Below are 17,398 nucleotides of genomic sequence, written 5' to 3' on the forward strand. Positions count from 1 at the left end.
CTGCCCCTTTAGTTCCGTAAGAAAAAGGTTGCCGCAGCAACCTCCCATATTGAAGTAAAGCACCCGTTAGCTATATAACATCTGTGATTAATTCGTAAAATAAGCCATTAAGATTAAGTCATAGTATGTTTCATTATCAATCTTTATAGCTTTCAATTTACGGCCTTCCTCAACAAACCCAAAATTTTCGTATAAACAAATTGCATTCGTATTATCAGCAAATACTTCAAGGCAAACTTTTTCAATTAAAGGGTTGTCTTTTGCCCAATCCAACAATACAGTTAGCAATGCTTTACCAACTCCTTGATTTCTATATTCGTTGGCAACACTCATTCCAAAGGCACCTTGATGTAGAATTCGCTTTTTATGACCATTATGAAAATCTAAAAAACCTATTATTTCTTCTTGATATTCAGCTATAATTGCTAACTTCCCATTGTCATCAACTATATGTTTTAAAAATTGTTTTTCTTGATCATAAGATACTTTGAATTCAGTCTCGGTAGTAAGTAAATAAGGGGCTTCACTAATAATAGCCTTATTAAATCTTAGCACCTTCTCCGTGTCTTCGGGTAAAGCTGTTCTCAATAAAAATGATTCACCGTTCTTTTTTATGAAATGCTTTGGTTGAAACTGTCCCATAGAAACCACCTTCATATTTATTTCTTATATAATTTCTACAATTTACAGGTAATACCTCTTAAACTAAACTGCCCCTTAAGTTCTACAAGAGAAATGCACAAAAAAAGAACCCCTTTGCAATAAAGAAGTCCTTTTTCATTCAATTTCAGTTGCAAATTGAACCAATTCAGGGTGATCTGCCATGGCTCGCATCGCTTTTTCTTTATCCTTTCGCTACAATAAAGTCAATGAAATATCGACTTGTAATCGGTAAAATACTTTTCTCTTTATAAGCTATACTAATAGTCCGCATTACTTGTGGTTCAATCGATTTTGTCACAATATTATATTGTAAACGTTCTAATATTAATGAAGGCAAAATTGAAAGACCTAGTCCCTGCTCAATCATTGACATAATGGCATAATCATCTTGTACACGATATTCGATTTTCGGTTCAAATTGGTGTCGATGAAATACATTAAGAGGTTCACTAACAGCTCCTTCATCTAATAAGATATAAGGCTCCTCTAATAATTCCTGTAATAGTACTTTATCACGCATTTCCAAATGATGATTTGGTGGTAAACACGCAAGCATTTCATCTTGTTGAATAGGAATCATTTCGAGTTGTGTCACTGCATCTGGATTCACAAAGCCAAAATCTACTACCCCTTCTTTAATTAAATTTTCAATATCCGTATAATCACCTAAATGAATTTCAAATCGGACATTAGGATACAGTATTTTAAATTCCTTCATCCATTGTGGTAACCAGTGACATGCCACACTCGAAAATGTTCCAATTCGAATAGTCCCTCGTTCTAACCCTTGCATTTCCTTTTTCTTTTCATGTAATTCTCTAATTGCATTACAAATACTTCTAATAAACGGTAAATATTGCTCTCCATCTGGTGTCAGTGTTACTCCTGTCCGTGAACGAATGATAAGCTGCGTTTCCAAGTCAGCTTCTACTGTATGAACAAGCTGACTGACAGCTGATTGCGTATAACCAAGTTGTTTTGCTGCACTTGTAAAACTACCCGTTTCAAGTACCGCAAGAAGTGCGAAATATGCATTCATGTTAATCACCTCTATATTAGTAAATCTAATAGTTTTATTAAAAACATTCGTTTCCCTAATAACAAAAGGGATGCTACGATTATATCACTTATATAGAGAGGGAGATTAACATGACACAAAAACAAGCTAATATTCTATTAGTCTTCGTTACAATGGGATGGGGTTCATCTTATATATTTACGAAGTTCAGTATAGGTGAAGTGCAGCCATTTATGCTTGTTGCATTTCGATTTATTATTGCATTCATTGTAATGGCTCTATTGTTTTTTCAAAAAATACGTCACGTGCATCGGCAAACGATCCAAGCGAGTGCGATTTTAGGTACTATATTATGTGGTGTGTTTGCTACATTCGGCTTTGCAATGCAAACTACCAGTGCCTCAACAGCTGGCTTTTTAATTACGACAACTGTTATTTTTGTTCCTTTGATTATGGTTGTAATTAAAAGGAAATTACCAGTACGCAAAGTTATGTTGGGCACTCTAATTACGTTCACAGGACTCACTTTGCTTTCATTGAAAGATTCATTCACTTTTGAAATCGGGATAATTTATTGTTTATTAACAGCCCTATTATATGCCATCCATATTGTAGCAAATAATTATTTTGCACGAACTGTTGATGCCTTTCAGCTTGGAATTTTTCAGCTTGGGTTTACGGGGATACTGGGGCTAATTGCATCATTACTTTTTGAGCCATTTTCATGGCCAATAGGTGCTGTTAGTTGGGCAGCCATTGTCAGTTTAGCAATCATTTGCTCTGCTTTTGGATTTGTCGTTCAATCAATAGCGCAAAACTACACAACACCTGAAAATACTGGCTTTATCTTTTCCTTAGAACCAATTACCGCTGCAATTTTTGCCTTTCTATTCCTTGGTGAAAAGATGGTCATGCAAGAATATATTGGTGCAACGATAATTTTAATCGGTATTTTTGTTGCCAATCATACTCCGAAGAAAAGGATAGAATATGGTATGAATTGAACGTCGTAAATATATAAAAGATAGTTGAATACGGTTAGTAAACTTATTCTGTGCTAAAAATAAAGTAACCTTCAATCAGATTTTTTAGAATGAAGAATCGCACCTGTTAGTTGAACAAGAACCTTGCTATCCATTATTCAGGAGCTTAAGTTCAAACAGACTATCTTCCTTTTAAATGCAAAAAATAATCAAAAAGTTACTCCTTATTATTTAACGAAAAGTTTTCAACCTTTCCATTCCACGTCACTTCTATATCGATAACATCAGTTTTTGACGTAGAAAATTCACCCGTTTCAGTTTTATGTGTTTTGTATACACCAGTACTATTCAATTCAATATCGCCCATACCCCAAGCATAATTAGGAGTATTAATCTTAAATTCAAGGTTTTCAACAGATTTATAATCTTTTCCTTTATCAGTTTTTACTACATTAAGTTTTGCTGATCAATTTTCACTATCACCCTTAAAATTCAAATTTTCTGATGATTGTTGGCAAGCCACTAATAATAGCAATAATATTAAATTAAGGGCATAAAGGCTTTTCTTTTTAATAGTAATCCCCACTTTTAATTTTTCTTTATTGTACCAAAGATAGAAAAATTAACATCTGAAATTGACTACTCAAGTCTTATACTACAGTCCTGCTACTTTAGCTCCATAAGAAAAGAGCTGATTATCACAGCTCTTTAAAGAACGAACGCACCTGTTAATTGCATAACAAACTGCAGCTGCAAATTGGAACATGAAAATAATAATCAATATTGATGCTACCGTTTATTGAACTATTCCCGTATAAATTTTCTACTGTCCAATTGATTATCCCCTCATTGCTAAAAAGAAGGGATAGTAGAACTTAATCCAGTAGTTGAATTTTAATCCTTTTTTTCATGGGACCTTTATTTTGAATTTTCATAATGGAGAAGTCTTTAATTTCAGTTGTGTTGTTGACGTGGGTTCCGCCACATGCTTGCGCATCAATATCATTTATTTGAACAATTCGAATTTCGTTAAGAGAAGCTGGAAGTAAATTAATTACCGTCTTAATAGTCCCTTCTTTTTGCTCGGCTTCATCTCTACTTAATATTTTCGTGTAAACATTATGGGGTTGTGCCAGTAACTTCTTTATTGATTGTTCTAATTGATCAAATGGTATTTCTTGTATTATTCCAGGAGAAAAAGACAGCTCTAATCTCGCATGTTCTTTTTCAATTTAACTACTTGTAGCTAAAGCATTGTAATGTTGATATAAATAACCTGAAATGACATGCAATAATGTGTGGTACTGCATATTCTGAAACCGCCAAGACCAGTCAATCTGCATCTCTACTGTTTGATTAATGTGCTGTAATGGACGTTCAAGTTCATGAATAATTTCTCCATCTATTTTTTTTACTGTTAAAATATTATAGGTTTTATCACCTTGTTTAATAATCCCTCGGTCACAAGGCTGTCCACCGCCACCTGGATAAAAAATCGTTTGATTAAACACAACAAATTGTTCTTTTATTGAAACAATATTCGCCGTACATTCTTTTAAATAACTATTCTCTGCGTATAACTCTATCGTTGCCATTTTTTATCCTTTAGTCGCCTTAATATCTTCTACTAGCATTTCAACATGTTCTTTTTTCGTAGACCAACTAGTACAAAATCTCATAGCACTGTGTGAGGCATCGACTTTTTCCCAGAAGGAAAATGAATACTTTTTGCCTAATTCCAAAATTACATCATCCGGCAAAATGGGAAACTGCTGATTTGATGTAGAATCATATCGTAATGAAAATCCATTTTCAACAAATGCATCTCGAATCATGATTGCCATTTCCACGGCATGATTAGAAATTTCATAGTATAATCCATCTTCGAATAAGGTTTCAAACTGGATCCCCAAAAGTCTTCCCTTTGCCAATAATCCTCCCTTTTGCTTGATAATATATCGGAAATCCTTTTTCAGGGCATCATTTATGATGACTACTGCTTCACCAAACATCGCACCAACTTTAGTTCCGCCAATATAGAATACATCACATAGACTTGCAATATCTGCCAAGGTTAAATCGCTATCCATTGAAGCCAAACCATATCCTAATCTAGCGCCATCCATTACCAATGGCAAACGACATTCCCGGCAAACTTTACTTAATGCTTCCAATTCGACTTTACTATAAGTCGTTCCATTTTCTGTAGGATTAGAAATGTAAACCAAGCCTGGCTGTACCATATGCTCATGAGTGACATCATTCCAATGAGCATCATATAAATTTTTCACCTGTGCTGCTTGGATTTTCCCATCATCACTCGGTAAAGTAAGTATTTTATGTCCCGTTGCTTCAATTGCGCCAGATTCATGTGCTGCTATATGACCAGTAATTGCTGAAACTGCACCTTGATGCGGGCGCAAAATGGAAGCGATAATAGTGGTATTCGTTTGTGTTCCTCCTACTAAAAAGTGTATATCTGCATTCGGAGCATCACACTCTTTTCTAATGTAAGCCCTCGCTTTTTCACAGTGTTCATCCACTCCATATCCGGGTGTTTGTTCTTCATTGGTTTCTATTAATCGTTTTAGAATTTGCTTATGAGCACCTTCTGTATAATCATTTTCAAAACGTATCATCCTATATTCTCCCCAAACTATCCAGTTTCTTCTGAATGAACATCATAGAAGCATGGATTTCTTTTATTTCATTTTGTGATAATCCTTGGAATAACCTCACTAATTGTTCATCGGATCTTTCATTAAGCTGGTTAAAAAGAGTCATCCCTTTAGGAGTCAACCGAATCAGACTAGTTCTGTTATCCAAAGTCGAGTTTTCCTTAATAACCAGTCCATCTTTACTTAACTTGTTAATTATTCTACTCATATAACTGCGATCAATTTCCAGTTTATCAACTAAATTGTTTGCTATACACTGCTCCATCATACCGATTTCTAAAACGACTCGTGCCTCAGTTAAAGAATATCCTGTATCAAATATATGCTTATCTAATACACCAAGTATATTCGTATAAAATCTATTGAATTGCCGTATATCAGCAATGGTATTATTATTAATTTTCATTGTAGCCTTCCTTTTTAGTGGACTTCATCCACTAATACTTTAGTATTATTAGTGGACTTTGTCAACTTTTTTTAAATCAATGAAGGATGAAGGATAAAACGTAATCCCAAATACGCTTTCCAATTGATTTGATACCACTAGTTTGGCCAATTTCAAAAATAAAAAATAACCCCGAAAGATCGAGGTTATTTTTTTCAATATTGAACAAAAACACCATTCTTAATAATTATTTTTTATGCAACTAACCTGCCCCGATAGTTGCATAAAGAAAAAGCTGCCTTAAAGACAGCTCTGATTCTTCAGCTAACGCACCCGTTAGTTAAAAAAGAAGGAAAAATCCACTCACTTCATTATCCAGCTATTTTGCAAACAATAATAGCGTTAACCCTTTTGGTTAACGCTCTAAAATCGATTTAAAATACATTAATAACGAATACATGGAACCTATTCGACTATGCCAAGCATAAATTTCAATATCAATCTTCATTCTCTACTTCTTCTTCATATAAATCATGTTCACCAATATAAATAGGGCTGTTTGCATGATCAATTCTGATTGGCCATTCATAAGGAACAGATAAACGGCTGGATACACCTCTCCAAAATTTACTCGAATCGGTTTCAAAATCTTGAAACTCTTTTAATAGTTCTTTATAAGATGCACCGTCAAACTGTATATTCATTTCCTGCAACCTCATGAAAGCCATATGTCTAATTTCAAGCTCTGCTGCCTTTTCCATTTCTTCTTCCGTTGCCTCTCCGATAATGGTTCCTGGAGGGGGTAAGATAGCGTAGATATTATCTACTTCTTCTCCCGTTACTTGTGTGGGAATCAATTTATTCTTGATCCGATTAAGCATAAAGTCAACTCCTAATGGTTTTCATCTATTATATCGAGCTGCGTAAACTAAATACTCTTCATGTTCAACTAAAGCACCCTTTAGTTTGAGTATAATATCTCACAATCTTGCTTTCTTGGATAAATTACTAATACTTAATGTTTGATATATATAAAAAGGGAACACCTGCTAACCAGGAAGTTCCCTTTTTATTTCGTGAGATAAAAGTACATCAAAACAACGATTGAAAAAATAGGCTTCGGTTAGGGTCTCAAGCGTTTTTTTCAACCGACAACTGTTACATTACCTACAGGAGTTGCATTGAATGAATATGGTTGGCTACCAACACCTAAAAATTTTGTATTCGTAGCACCAAAAAGGCAAAATTACAATAAAATTCAAGAATTAATAATAGCTCCTAGACAACCTAACCGGTATAAACACTTTCACATGTTCCAGGTTTTGGTTCATAATAACAATGATTTTTATATTGTCCAGCAAAGGGTTGATCGTACCATGTAGGCGGGCATGGAGCATATGGATTAAAATACCAAAGGGCATATTTCCCTGGGTGTTGTCTCCAGTATTCCAAATTCTGTTTTGCTAATCGTTTTTCAGCAGTCCTCGCTCTTTGATAAAATACATTACCTTTTTGAACAGCTTCAAAAGAATAATTTCCTCCTTGTACGTGATAAATGACTTGTGGAATTGTTCTTAAATCTATAAAGTCTAAACAATCAGCTTTAAGACGATTAACAATTACATTTCCAACATATAACATTCCTTGTAACCCTTCACCTTCGGCTTCAGCTCTCATCATCCTTGCCATTAAGTCAACGTCTGAACTTTTGTAATTTACTCTTGGCATTTTTTCACCCCAGAAATATAGTATGAAAAAAAGCCTACATTGATGTCATTGTTTATAAAATAAGAATGCTTAGTTTTTAAAGCTTACAGTTTTTAAGTAAGATGAAAACTATGGCATTCTTTTTTATACCTTTATTCAACTAAACTGTCCCGATAGCTCCATAAGAAACTTCTATATAAGAAACTGGTTGTGACAGTATTGAAGAACCATTTAGTGTACTACAAGTACGTATACAAAAATTTTTGTAACAAATCTCCTGTCATATGTATTGTTAATTTTTTTTGAGGTGATTCTCCTATGGAAGCAATGATTGAACGGTGTGCTGGCCTAGATGTACACCAAGAAACAGTAGTAGCCTGTGTATTATTTAGTCCATTAGATAAAAAGCCAAAAACCTCTATTAAAACGTTTCCAACTACAACAACGGGACTCTTGGCTTTAAGTGATTGGCTAGCTCCCCTTCAGGTATCCGATATTGTGATGGAAAGTACCGGAGTCTATTGGAAACCAATATGGAATATACTTGAAGGTTCTTTTCACCTTGTTCTTGCCAATGCCAGACATGTCAAAAATGTTCCAGGGCGTTAAACTGATGTGAAAGATGCCGAATGGCTTGCCAAGCTTCTAAGATGTGGACTTATTGAAAGCAATTTTGTCCCACCGGAGGATATTCGTGATTTACGAGATCTTACTCGTTATCGAAAAAAATTGATTCATCATCGCACTTCAGAGCAGAATCGCATTCACAAAATTCTTCAAGATGCTAATATCAAGCTAACATATTCTTTTATTGATTCAAACTGCAACTTCAGCTATGAATCATATCTTTAAAATTGCAAAGGACCGATTTTTGCTTCTACATGCTTTACAATTTCTGCTGAATGAACCAGTTCCGCAGCTGTACGCATGTCTTTGTATAAAATTCTGTCCTGCTCAAGGCGAGGCACATATTTTCTAAACAAATCGCAGGCTGCAGTCGTTCCTGTTCCAGGCTGTAACGGCTGATGGAATTCAATCCCCTGGCAGCTGCACATCCATTCGATCCCAATCACTTTTTCAGTATTGGCGATTACTTTCAGTGCCTTTAAAGCTGCAGATGTCCCCATGCTTACATGATCTTCCTGTCCCCCTGTTGTCGGAATGGAATCCACAGACGACGGATGTGAATAAACCTTATTGTTAGAAACCAATGACGCCGCGACATATTGCGGAATCATATAGCCCGAGTTAAGCCCACTTTGCTCGATCAAATACGGGGGCAGCTCGCTATACTGAGGCGAGACGAGTCTAAAAATCCTTCGTTCAGAAATATTGGCCAATTCAGATAGAGAGATTGCCAGAAAGTCCATGGCTAAGGCTATCGCTTCTCCATGACAATTGGAAGAGGATATCGCTCTTGCACCCTCTTGATCATCAAACACCAACGGATTATCTGAGGCTGAATTCATTTCTCTCTCCACAATCGTCCTAACGTAATCAACAGCGTCCTTACATGCTCCATGCACTTGTGGAATGGACCTAATACTAAGAGCATCTTGTGTGCGGTAATCTTTAAATTTTTCCGTGATCTCACTGTTTTCTATCAGCTTATGAATATTATCAGTTGTCTTTTTTTGTCCAGGATGACGTTTTACTTTACTAATTTTGGGATCAAAGGCATAGTATGTTCCTTTCAGCGCCTCAAAACTGATTATCGAAACAATGTCTGCCGCCTTAAGAACATTAATGGCATCATAAACGGCCAGAGCGCCAATAGCAGTCATATCTACCGTGCCATTAATCAAAGAAAGCCCTTCCTTTTCATGCAGTTCGATTGGCTTGATTCCGGCCTTCTTCAAAGCCGTCTCGCCATCTGTTAGTACGCCCTGATTATAGGCCTCACCCATCCCCAAAAGGACCAAACTGATATGTGCCTGATGATTTAAGTAACCTAGGGAACCTTCTCGAGGGACGAATGGTATGACATCTTTATTCACCATCTCTGCTAATCTCTCTACCGTTTCAAGTCTTACTCCAGAATAACCAAGGGATAAATTTTTGATCATCATCACCATAATTGCCCTTACTATTTCCTTCTCCAACGGATCGCCCATACCGCAAGCATGACTCATAATTATATTTTTTTGCAATTCTCTCGAATCAGAGGCTGAAATTTTTATTTTTGAATTCTCTCCTACTCCGGTCGTAATTCCGTATATGACTCGCTCCTCCTCGACAAAACGCTCGACTATATCCCTTCCTTGGCTAATCCTTTTCTTTACACTCATAGACAGCTCCAAAGGGGCATGATGCCTTGCTACTGAAATCAAATCCCCGATACTAAAATCATCTTCAGTTATCATTACTTTTTCTTCTGTTTTCATAATAAACTCATCTCCTATATTGTGCAGTTTGACAAAACATTAACTTTTATGATGTTTAAGCCATTGAATTAGTAAAATTTCGCAACGAGACCTCTCTTTCGATAAATGGAAAGGTCTCCTTTTTTCATGTCAATTAATCTTCTTATGGTTCAAGGGGTTTAAGTTTGAATTTGAATTACTTGCTTCATTAAAAGGATTACTTGCCTCGCTTAAAGAGAGTGACTTTGTCTCCGGTGCCCAGGCAATCGAAATGATAGTACCAATTAACAGAATAGCCGTCATTCCAATCATCGAGGCATCCAACCCTATAGTGTTCATACTAAGGGGCAGGAGGAATGTCCCGATAGCAGAACCAATTCGGCTGAACGCTGTCACAAAACCAACCCCAGATGCGCGAATTTCGGTAGGGAAAAGTTCGGCCGGATATGTTAGCGTAAGATTTGAATTTGCTGATAATATAAAAGTAAAAGCCAGAAAAATCGGAATTACTAAAAGTTTAGGTTCGTGAAAAATGCTAAGCATAAGCAAGCAGACGGTCAGGATTGCAAACGTACTAATAGTGAAACCTCTGCGAGAAAATTTCTCCATAAGCCAAAGACCAGCAATCGAACCCAAGATTAGGAATATGTTTAACCACAAGTCTACAGTGAAGTTTTCTGCTAAACCCATACTATTTAAGATAGACGGTAGGAATGTGTAGATGGCAAAGTACGGAATGACAATACAGACATAAAATAGACTTCCAAAAGCTGTTCGCTTCCGGAATTTTTTGTTAAAAAGAGCACGAAAGCCATTTTTATATTGAGTCTCAATAACAGTTTCGTCGATTTCCGCATTAGGCCCGATATACTTCTTTACGATATGGCGTGCTTCATCAATACGTCCCATGCTGATGAGCCATTGTGGGGATTCAGGTGTTCCGATTCGCAGTATCAGCACAATGAATGCAGGGATTGCGGCACTAGCAAGCATCCAACGCCATGATTCCGGACCAGCTTGACCTAAATAATATCCGACAATGGTTGCAGAGACGTAACCTACCGTCCAGAGCACATTTAGAGAAGCCAGTAAGAATCCCCTATACTTTCTAGGCGCGAACTCGGCAAGTAAAGTCGATCCGACTGCATAATCGCCTCCGAGAGCAAAACCTATCAGTAAACGCAAAATTAACAACTCTACGGGCCCATCCACAAATAGTTGCAGCAACGAAGCTATAGTGACCAATAAGAAGTTAAGCAGGTATATTTTCTGTCTGCCTATGCGGTCAGATAACCCTCCAAGTACTAGACTACCGAAAAAGAGCCCGACCAAAGCAGAACTTCCAATTAGTCCTACCCACATCGAATTGAGTTCCATTTGTGGGCTAAGGAGTGTAAGAGCCACTCCAATAATCCCAAGAGCATACCCATCAGAGAAATTAGAGCCAAAAGTAAGCGCTGTAATTTTCATATGGAACTTGTTAAGTGGAGCGTCATCCATCTTAAATTTTTGTTCGGTCATAAGCGTCTTTCCCCTTTTCAATATTTAATTTTTGGGACACTTCCTACATCTCTAGTTTAGAGAAGGAAAGCGATTGAAAACAGACGTCTATTTTTTGAATTTTTCTAATTTTTTTCGAATTTAAAGTGTAATGTAAAACGCTTACATTTGAAAACTATAATTATTTTAGATTTCTATACTTTTTTACGATTTCTAAATGAACGAGGGGTTGTACCGGTTTTTTCCTTGAAAATTTTGCTAAAGTAATTTGCATTTATAAATCCTGTTTTATCTGCTACATCTTGAATCGAGAGTTTTGTATCTATCAATAGACGCTGTGCTTCGTTTATCCGTGTCTTTGTTAATAGCTGTCGGAACGAGCTTCCTTGTTTTTTTGTTAAGAGCGAGCTAAAATACGCTGCGCTTCTGTTTACTTGGTTCGCAACGTCCTCAAGCCTTAGCTTAGGGTTAGTAAAATTCTCCTCAATGTACCGGATGGCCTGCTCAATCACATTTGTACGAGCATTTTCTTGATTGTTATTTGCCCGATCAAGAACTTCATATAAGAACAGCAATAACTCCTGGACGATCCGATATAGAATCGGATTGTATAGGATGGATTCAAATACTTGATGATAACGTCTCTCAAGCATCCCTTCATCAAGGTAAAATGACTTCATGAAGCGTCGGACTTGGGCTAATAAGCTTGTTAACCGGGTTCGCAATAAACCTGGCTCGGGATAGGGGTCTTCCTTATTCAAAAATTCTTTATACATCCACTGCTTAATTTTGTCCCTGTCACCTTCGTTCAGCATGTCAATCCATTCGCGCTGTTCAGACGGGGTTAAAAACGGATCGATCATAACCCAGTTCACCTTATCCTCAATGACCGAAAGCTGCCGATACCCTTTGAAAAAACGAATTTCTAGCGCTTGCTTCGCATGAAGATATTTTTCATTTAACGAAAGCAACGGGTCATTAGTATCATATAAAACTAGTGACATGGGCTCCGAAAACTGCTCTTCCCATTCGGTTAGAATCCGATTGCCTATGTGCTTTAATTGTTTGAGTGGCTGTGGCTGCTGGTTATCGAATGAAAAAACAGAAACGATCATGTCGCTTAGCGGCAATACAACCGGCCGATTCTTAAATGGATATTCTTGTAAAAAAGATAGCAATATAGGTTGTTTCTTCGAATTTTCCAACTGCATCAGCATTAATCGGAAATTGGCGCCTAACGTTTCTTGATGCACGAATAGAGAACTGTAAGATACGGCAGGCACCTCAATTTGGGCCGATGGCTCTTGTTTCTCCTCAGTTTGGGAAACGGCCTTGCAGCACTGGGTTAATACTCGTTTGATATGGTCAGGCGACTGAGGTTTTACCCATAGATCATAGGCATGAAGCTCGATGCCTTGAAGCGCACGTTCAAATGTGGCTTCAGCCGTCATGACGATGACCTTTTGTATGTACCGTTTGGTCAGCTCCTTAAAGCTGTCCCACGTATCCTTTGGAATCATATCGAGTTCAATGCAAACAACATCTGGTACTTCGGCCTCTATTAGATGAAATACATCAGATACTGAGCCTGCTAATAGAATGTGATCAAATGGAATCGAAAACGAAGAAACTAGCCAGCCAATCCCTGTTCGTTCATTTTGATCGCGATCAGCAATTAACAATTTGACCATACAGGTACTCCCTTATGATAGATTTTTTCTTATTAATTATCTCCGAACCAAGCTTATTTTCATCACTACAGTGACTATCAGATTAAGGGTTCTAGTGTAAAAACTGATTATGATGCAATTCCAAACAACTTATGTATGAATTTTACATCTTTTTTGACAGATTTCACATGTTGGTGAAGTTGTCCTTTTTTCATCGCATGCATCGCTTTAATACCACTCAATATAGAAGTGGGTGTTCCATACGACTTGAATCCCAACATTAACGCACACGCTTCTTAATGAAACGATGTTCTAGTTCCACTATATTGTTAATGTACCGTAATCGTCTGATTTTGACGCTATCATCTTGTCCTCTTTTAACTATTCAACTAAACAAACTAATAGGACGTCAATATCTTTCTCTAAAATTTTTATTTCTGATATATATTTTTGGCCATGCCAAATAACCCTCCAAAACCCTATTGATATCGGGGGCAGTTCATGAATCGTCTTCATATTCTTTTCAAATTCCTTTGAATAGCTAAACCCAGATAATCCAGGCGCAAGCAAAACAAGTTTTGAAACCCTTTCAGGATAATTCAGAGCGAATTCAGTAGCAATTTGACCACCCATTGAGTGACCGATGAGTGTCGCCTGATTGATTTCTAGATGATCAAGCAGCGACAGCAAATCTTTCATGGTTGACATCTTCTAAAGGAGACGGTGATTTCCCGGTCCCAAGTCCGTCATGACACCAATAAAGTAGAAACCCTTGAGATTCAAAGTCTTATAGTATAGGAATTTTGAAGAAGTAATGTACGTCATGCATAATGAAAAAAACAAGAATCTCCTTTTTTTAAAAAAGGAGATTCTTCTCGTGCCGTGATCAACCAAAGAATAGATCCAGCAGATTACTGCCTGCTGATGATTGCCTATTATAAAACTCCGAATATCCGCACTTCTTGCAATACACAACCGTAAATTGATTACTTTGGACATCAAACATTTTCGACAATCCTGTTCCAGTCATTGCCACGTCTTTCTTAGCAGCATCATTGCTTCCACATTTCATACATCCTTTTTCACTCATTATTCTTCATCCCCCAATTTATGTAGGTTTAATTAAAATAGCTTATCTATTAAATCCTATAGTTTCATCTTGGCAGGACTAACAGATACTGAACAAAGCCAATTATTTCAGTGTGTTCTATGTTAAGTGAAAATAAAATTATGTAATTTTATTACCTTAAAGCGTAAGCGTTATCCATTATCAGTCAGTCTAATTTTTCCTAGAAAAATTAATATATCTTGTTCCTTGAAAAGTTAAAGTGCCGATATCTCCTTCTGCAAGAATACCAAATTCCTTGCCTGAAATACGAAATTCTGATCGATCGCCACTCTCAAATTCAAATGTAGTAAAATAAGTCGTAGATGAGCCATGCGAGTGGACATTGTTATTATGTTCGTGAAGATGACTATTCCTTGTGACATTCGTTCGTTTAATTTTTACAATTGCAGGAACAGATAAGCAAGGAGATTCCTCATTTTTCTTCCATTGGCTAAGACCACTGAATAAATTAACTATTATTACTATAAAAATGATAACGAAAATAATTCCTATAAATATCGGAGCAACTGTGAAAAGCCAATCTCCGCTTCCACCAACATCGTACATTAGATATTCCTCCTTGTTATGATAATAAAATATACGGATAAAATGAAATAAAGTTTCAGACTGCCTTCAAAAAAATGGCATATACATTTTGGACTTATCCTACTCTTTTCTCTTCGAATGGCTCCCCTTCATAATGAAGAGTAGCACTTGTTAGTTGAAGAAGACTTTTTACTTTACGAAGGTAGAGTGATAGATTTTCAATGGAAGGGATGCTGGTGAAAATAGGACATGTATTAGTTGTTGGCGGTACGGGAATGTAAGCGGATGTTTCTAAATGGCATGCAAAACGTTATCATAAGGTATCGATAATCGCTCGGGATAAATTGAAGATGCAAAAATAGAAAGGGAGAGTTCTTTTTATTCCCCCTTTTTAAAACCAAGGTATGTGTCTATAAAAACATTTATGAACGTTCGTCGATTTTGAATTGACTTTTGCGAATGTTTTTTAATAGAAAGGAAGAAAAAAGGAGTCGCTGCAGCAACTCACCCTCTTGAACTCAAGCCCCCGTTAGTTGAAGATGACTCATTCACTAAGAGAAACTTTCTACTCCATCAAATGTGATGGACCAAATAGAATCAAAGAACAGCCAACCCTTGTGATCCTAAATATGGAAAGTTGGTCCAAGCAGCAACCTGCAATCTAACCAGACTTCCATCATCTTGAATAGTAAATACGGAGACTGTGCCCTGATTTCCGTTAAGAGTGTAAAAATGCCGTCCATCTTTACTCACTCCAACATCCATGGGCAGTCCTGGAGCTGTACCTGGCGGTGTACTGGTAATATGCCTTACAACTGAAAGTGCTCCATTGCGATCGATTCGGTAGGTGGAGATGGTGCCGCTTAAGGTATTGGTAATATATGCAAAACGTTCATTCCTAGTTGTTACAACCCAGCATGCGGTTTTATATCCAGTTGGTACAGAGCCACTGATCACATGAAGGATCCCGTCGGTACTCATTGAATAGGATGACAGGGCATTTGAATCTGCTTCAGTAACTAAGAGGATTCCAGAGGATAGAAAATAAGCACCCAATGGTCCTTGACCATAAGAATCATTAACGATTGGTTCTGTAACCGTACCATTTTGATTTACATGGAATACACTGAGATGGTTTGAAGTAAGCTCGGATACAAGGATTTTACTACCATCACGAGTGAAGAGAACCTGAGCGGGCTGAGCATTGAAAGTACTGAGAGAATGGGTGGATCCAGGAATAGGAGTAAGGCGTCCGTTATTATCTATGCGAAAACCAGTGATATTGGAGGCGAAATTGTTAGCCACATTCCCTACATTGGCAACATAGACAAGATTACCAAACACATCTACGGTATTGGGCTGAGTACCTCCTGATGGCTTCACATCTACGAGAACGGGTGCACCGCTGTCAGTAATGATAAAACTGCTGATACTATGGCTGCCTGCGTTCACTGCAAGAAGGAAACGTCCATCACGGGACAAAGTTAGGGCTCCTTGTGACGTAAGCGGATCGACACCATCGTTTGCCGTTGCAGTGGAGACTTCCTTTGTACCAGTACCTCTACCATAAGTTGGGTAGGAATCCACAAAAGTAAGCATTCCATTCATGTCCCTGTAAAAGGAAATGATTTGATTCATTACTTCATTATTGGTCATAATGTAAACCATACTCGCATTCGCACGGAAATATTCGTTCATTATCTGCATTTTATACCTTCCTCCTTTCATTGTTTTATATGGTGCTTTTCCCATTTAAATTCCCCAAATTGATGCAAATTGGTTAAAAGGATTATCATCCACTTATCCCACAGCCTATCTTTAGTTATAACAACAAATGAAAAAGGACTGCCGAAGCAGTCCATTTATTGTTAAACTAAACTGCCCCGTTAGTGCCATAAGAAAAAGGCTGCCTCAGCAACCTTCCTTATTGAAGTAAAGCACCTGTTTGTTGAACAGGCGCAGCCTTCTATTCTTCACCTTTTTCTTCAATATATCTACGTTCACCGTTTTTGCGATTAACATAGACTCTTATTAAAACCTTTGAAATTGGGTCAATAAACACTTCTTGCGTGGGCTCAAAATCTTTTGAAAGGTTATCATTATTTGCTTTATAACGCCTATCTTTACGTTTGGAAAAAATCCAAAAGAGAAGTATTAGACAAATTTGAAATAGAAAATAACACCAAATCCATTTCATATTTACTCAACCTTTTCAATTACAACTGCTGTTCCGTATGCTACAATTTCACTCATGTTTTGTCCAATTTCACCTGAATCAAATCGAAACATGACTATTGCATTAGCCCCCATTGCATGAGCATTCTGTGTTAATCGGTCTATTGCTTGTTTTCTTGCATCCTCAAGCATTTCTGTATATTCATGAATTTCTCCGCCTACAAGAGACCTTAACGCCGCAGTAACTTGACCAGCAAAACCACGACTTCTTACAACCAGGCCAAAACAAGCCCCTTTTATTTCTTTAATTTTATACCCCTCAATCTGTTCCTTCGTTACAATTAGCATAAATACTCCCCCTTGTATATATTAAGATAAATATGTTCTTTTGTGCCAATCATTTACTAATGAAATAAGTGTACTATTCAATGGTTTATCCAGGTTCTTCATATATATTTTTTTCAAATTAAGAAACGATACATCTTCTTCTTGGTTCTAAGCAACCCTGCTATTGAAGTAAAGCACCTGTTAGTTCAGTAAGAATTAAAGTTCTTTATAAACAAATTCTCTGTACTTTATAAAATTTTGCTTTTTATAGAAGT

General features: G+C 37.0%; 18 protein-coding genes and 2 pseudogenes. 2 read left to right on the plus strand and 18 right to left on the minus strand.

Annotation, left to right across the window (positions count from 1 at the left end):
- Positions 1 to 87: 87 nt before the first annotated feature.
- Positions 88 to 642 (minus strand): GNAT family N-acetyltransferase, encoded by a 555-nt coding sequence (locus tag JFV29_RS08825; protein WP_201182592.1) that lies wholly within the window; start codon positions 640 to 642, stop codon positions 88 to 90.
- A gap of 202 nt (positions 643 to 844) precedes the next feature.
- Complete coding sequence (locus JFV29_RS08830; RefSeq protein WP_201182594.1) at positions 845 to 1,702, minus strand: LysR family transcriptional regulator; 858 nt, start codon at positions 1,700 to 1,702, stop codon at positions 845 to 847.
- A 110-nt stretch (positions 1,703 to 1,812) separates the two neighbouring features.
- On the opposite strand from JFV29_RS08830, the gene JFV29_RS08835 reads away from it, so the two are divergent.
- Positions 1,813 to 2,685: a DMT family transporter gene (locus JFV29_RS08835; protein ID WP_201182596.1), complete on the plus strand. Its 873-nt coding sequence runs from the start codon at positions 1,813 to 1,815 to the stop codon at positions 2,683 to 2,685.
- A gap of 854 nt (positions 2,686 to 3,539) precedes the next feature.
- Here the strand turns inward: JFV29_RS08835 and JFV29_RS31635 are convergent.
- The 6 genes from JFV29_RS31635 to JFV29_RS08870 all read right to left on the minus strand — a co-directional run bounded on the left by JFV29_RS31635 (position 3,540) and on the right by JFV29_RS08870 (position 7,455).
- A complete protein-coding gene (locus JFV29_RS31635; protein ID WP_201183478.1) occupies positions 3,540 to 3,896 on the minus strand; it encodes a hypothetical protein in 357 nt (118 codons plus the stop codon).
- The gene (locus JFV29_RS08850) at positions 3,897 to 4,259 is read right to left on the minus strand and encodes an alanine--tRNA ligase-related protein (protein WP_201182600.1); all 363 of its coding nucleotides are present in this window, start codon (positions 4,257 to 4,259) and stop codon (positions 3,897 to 3,899) included. It abuts the gene before it with no gap.
- 3 nt (positions 4,260 to 4,262) lie between these two features.
- Positions 4,263 to 5,303, minus strand: a complete 1,041-nt coding sequence (locus tag JFV29_RS08855) for a threonine aldolase family protein (protein WP_201182602.1) — start codon at positions 5,301 to 5,303, stop codon at positions 4,263 to 4,265.
- 1 nt (position 5,304) lies between these two features.
- Positions 5,305 to 5,748, minus strand: a complete 444-nt coding sequence (locus tag JFV29_RS08860; RefSeq protein WP_201182604.1) for a MarR family winged helix-turn-helix transcriptional regulator — start codon at positions 5,746 to 5,748, stop codon at positions 5,305 to 5,307.
- 476 nt (positions 5,749 to 6,224) lie between these two features.
- The gene (locus JFV29_RS08865) at positions 6,225 to 6,608 is read right to left on the minus strand and encodes a hypothetical protein (RefSeq protein WP_056523357.1); all 384 of its coding nucleotides are present in this window, start codon (positions 6,606 to 6,608) and stop codon (positions 6,225 to 6,227) included.
- A gap of 406 nt (positions 6,609 to 7,014) precedes the next feature.
- Positions 7,015 to 7,455: a cell wall hydrolase gene (locus JFV29_RS08870; RefSeq protein ID WP_056523359.1), complete on the minus strand. Its 441-nt coding sequence runs from the start codon at positions 7,453 to 7,455 to the stop codon at positions 7,015 to 7,017.
- Positions 7,456 to 7,761: 306 nt separating this feature from the next.
- Between JFV29_RS08870 and JFV29_RS08875 the strand changes: the two are divergent.
- Positions 7,762 to 8,286: pseudogene (locus JFV29_RS08875) on the plus strand (IS110 family transposase).
- Here JFV29_RS08875 and hutH read toward each other — a convergent pair.
- The 10 genes and pseudogenes from hutH to JFV29_RS08925 all read right to left on the minus strand — a co-directional run bounded on the left by hutH (position 8,283) and on the right by JFV29_RS08925 (position 17,144).
- Positions 8,283 to 9,818 carry a histidine ammonia-lyase gene (gene hutH / locus JFV29_RS08880; RefSeq protein WP_201182606.1) on the minus strand — a complete coding sequence of 512 codons (1,536 nt, stop codon included), beginning with the start codon at positions 9,816 to 9,818 and terminating at the stop codon, positions 8,283 to 8,285. The pseudogene JFV29_RS08875 and the gene hutH sit on opposite strands and share 4 nt — an antisense overlap.
- Positions 9,819 to 9,947: 129 nt before the next feature.
- Positions 9,948 to 11,318, minus strand: a complete 1,371-nt coding sequence (locus JFV29_RS08885; RefSeq protein WP_201182608.1) for an MFS transporter — start codon at positions 11,316 to 11,318, stop codon at positions 9,948 to 9,950.
- Between the two features lie 173 nt (positions 11,319 to 11,491).
- Positions 11,492 to 12,988: a helix-turn-helix domain-containing protein gene (locus JFV29_RS08890; protein ID WP_201182611.1), complete on the minus strand. Its 1,497-nt coding sequence runs from the start codon at positions 12,986 to 12,988 to the stop codon at positions 11,492 to 11,494.
- A 107-nt stretch (positions 12,989 to 13,095) separates the two neighbouring features.
- Positions 13,096 to 13,319, minus strand: a pseudogene (locus tag JFV29_RS08895) (DDE-type integrase/transposase/recombinase); the annotation flags it as partial.
- Positions 13,320 to 13,348: 29 nt separating this feature from the next.
- On the minus strand, positions 13,349 to 13,675 hold the full coding sequence (locus JFV29_RS30295; RefSeq protein WP_242486098.1) for an alpha/beta fold hydrolase: 327 nt from the start codon (positions 13,673 to 13,675) through the stop codon (positions 13,349 to 13,351).
- Positions 13,676 to 13,853: 178 nt separating this feature from the next.
- Complete coding sequence (locus JFV29_RS08905; protein ID WP_201182613.1) at positions 13,854 to 14,057, minus strand: zinc ribbon domain-containing protein; 204 nt, start codon at positions 14,055 to 14,057, stop codon at positions 13,854 to 13,856.
- 189 nt (positions 14,058 to 14,246) lie between these two features.
- Positions 14,247 to 14,642 carry a DUF2500 domain-containing protein gene (locus tag JFV29_RS08910; protein WP_201182615.1) on the minus strand — a complete coding sequence of 132 codons (396 nt, stop codon included), beginning with the start codon at positions 14,640 to 14,642 and terminating at the stop codon, positions 14,247 to 14,249.
- Positions 14,643 to 15,218: 576 nt separating this feature from the next.
- Entirely contained in the window at positions 15,219 to 16,328 is a 1,110-nt protein-coding gene (locus JFV29_RS08915; protein WP_201182617.1) for a lactonase family protein, read from the minus strand.
- 259 nt (positions 16,329 to 16,587) lie between these two features.
- Entirely contained in the window at positions 16,588 to 16,818 is a 231-nt protein-coding gene (locus JFV29_RS08920) for a hypothetical protein (RefSeq protein ID WP_201182619.1), read from the minus strand.
- A 2-nt stretch (positions 16,819 to 16,820) separates the two neighbouring features.
- On the minus strand, positions 16,821 to 17,144 hold the full coding sequence (locus JFV29_RS08925) for a heavy metal-binding domain-containing protein (protein WP_201182621.1): 324 nt from the start codon (positions 17,142 to 17,144) through the stop codon (positions 16,821 to 16,823).
- Between the last annotated feature and the right edge of the window lie 254 nt (positions 17,145 to 17,398).

The sequence above is a fragment of the Peribacillus sp. TH16 genome (genome assembly GCF_016651095.1).
Classification (GTDB): domain Bacteria; phylum Bacillota; class Bacilli; order Bacillales; family DSM-1321; genus Peribacillus; species Peribacillus butanolivorans.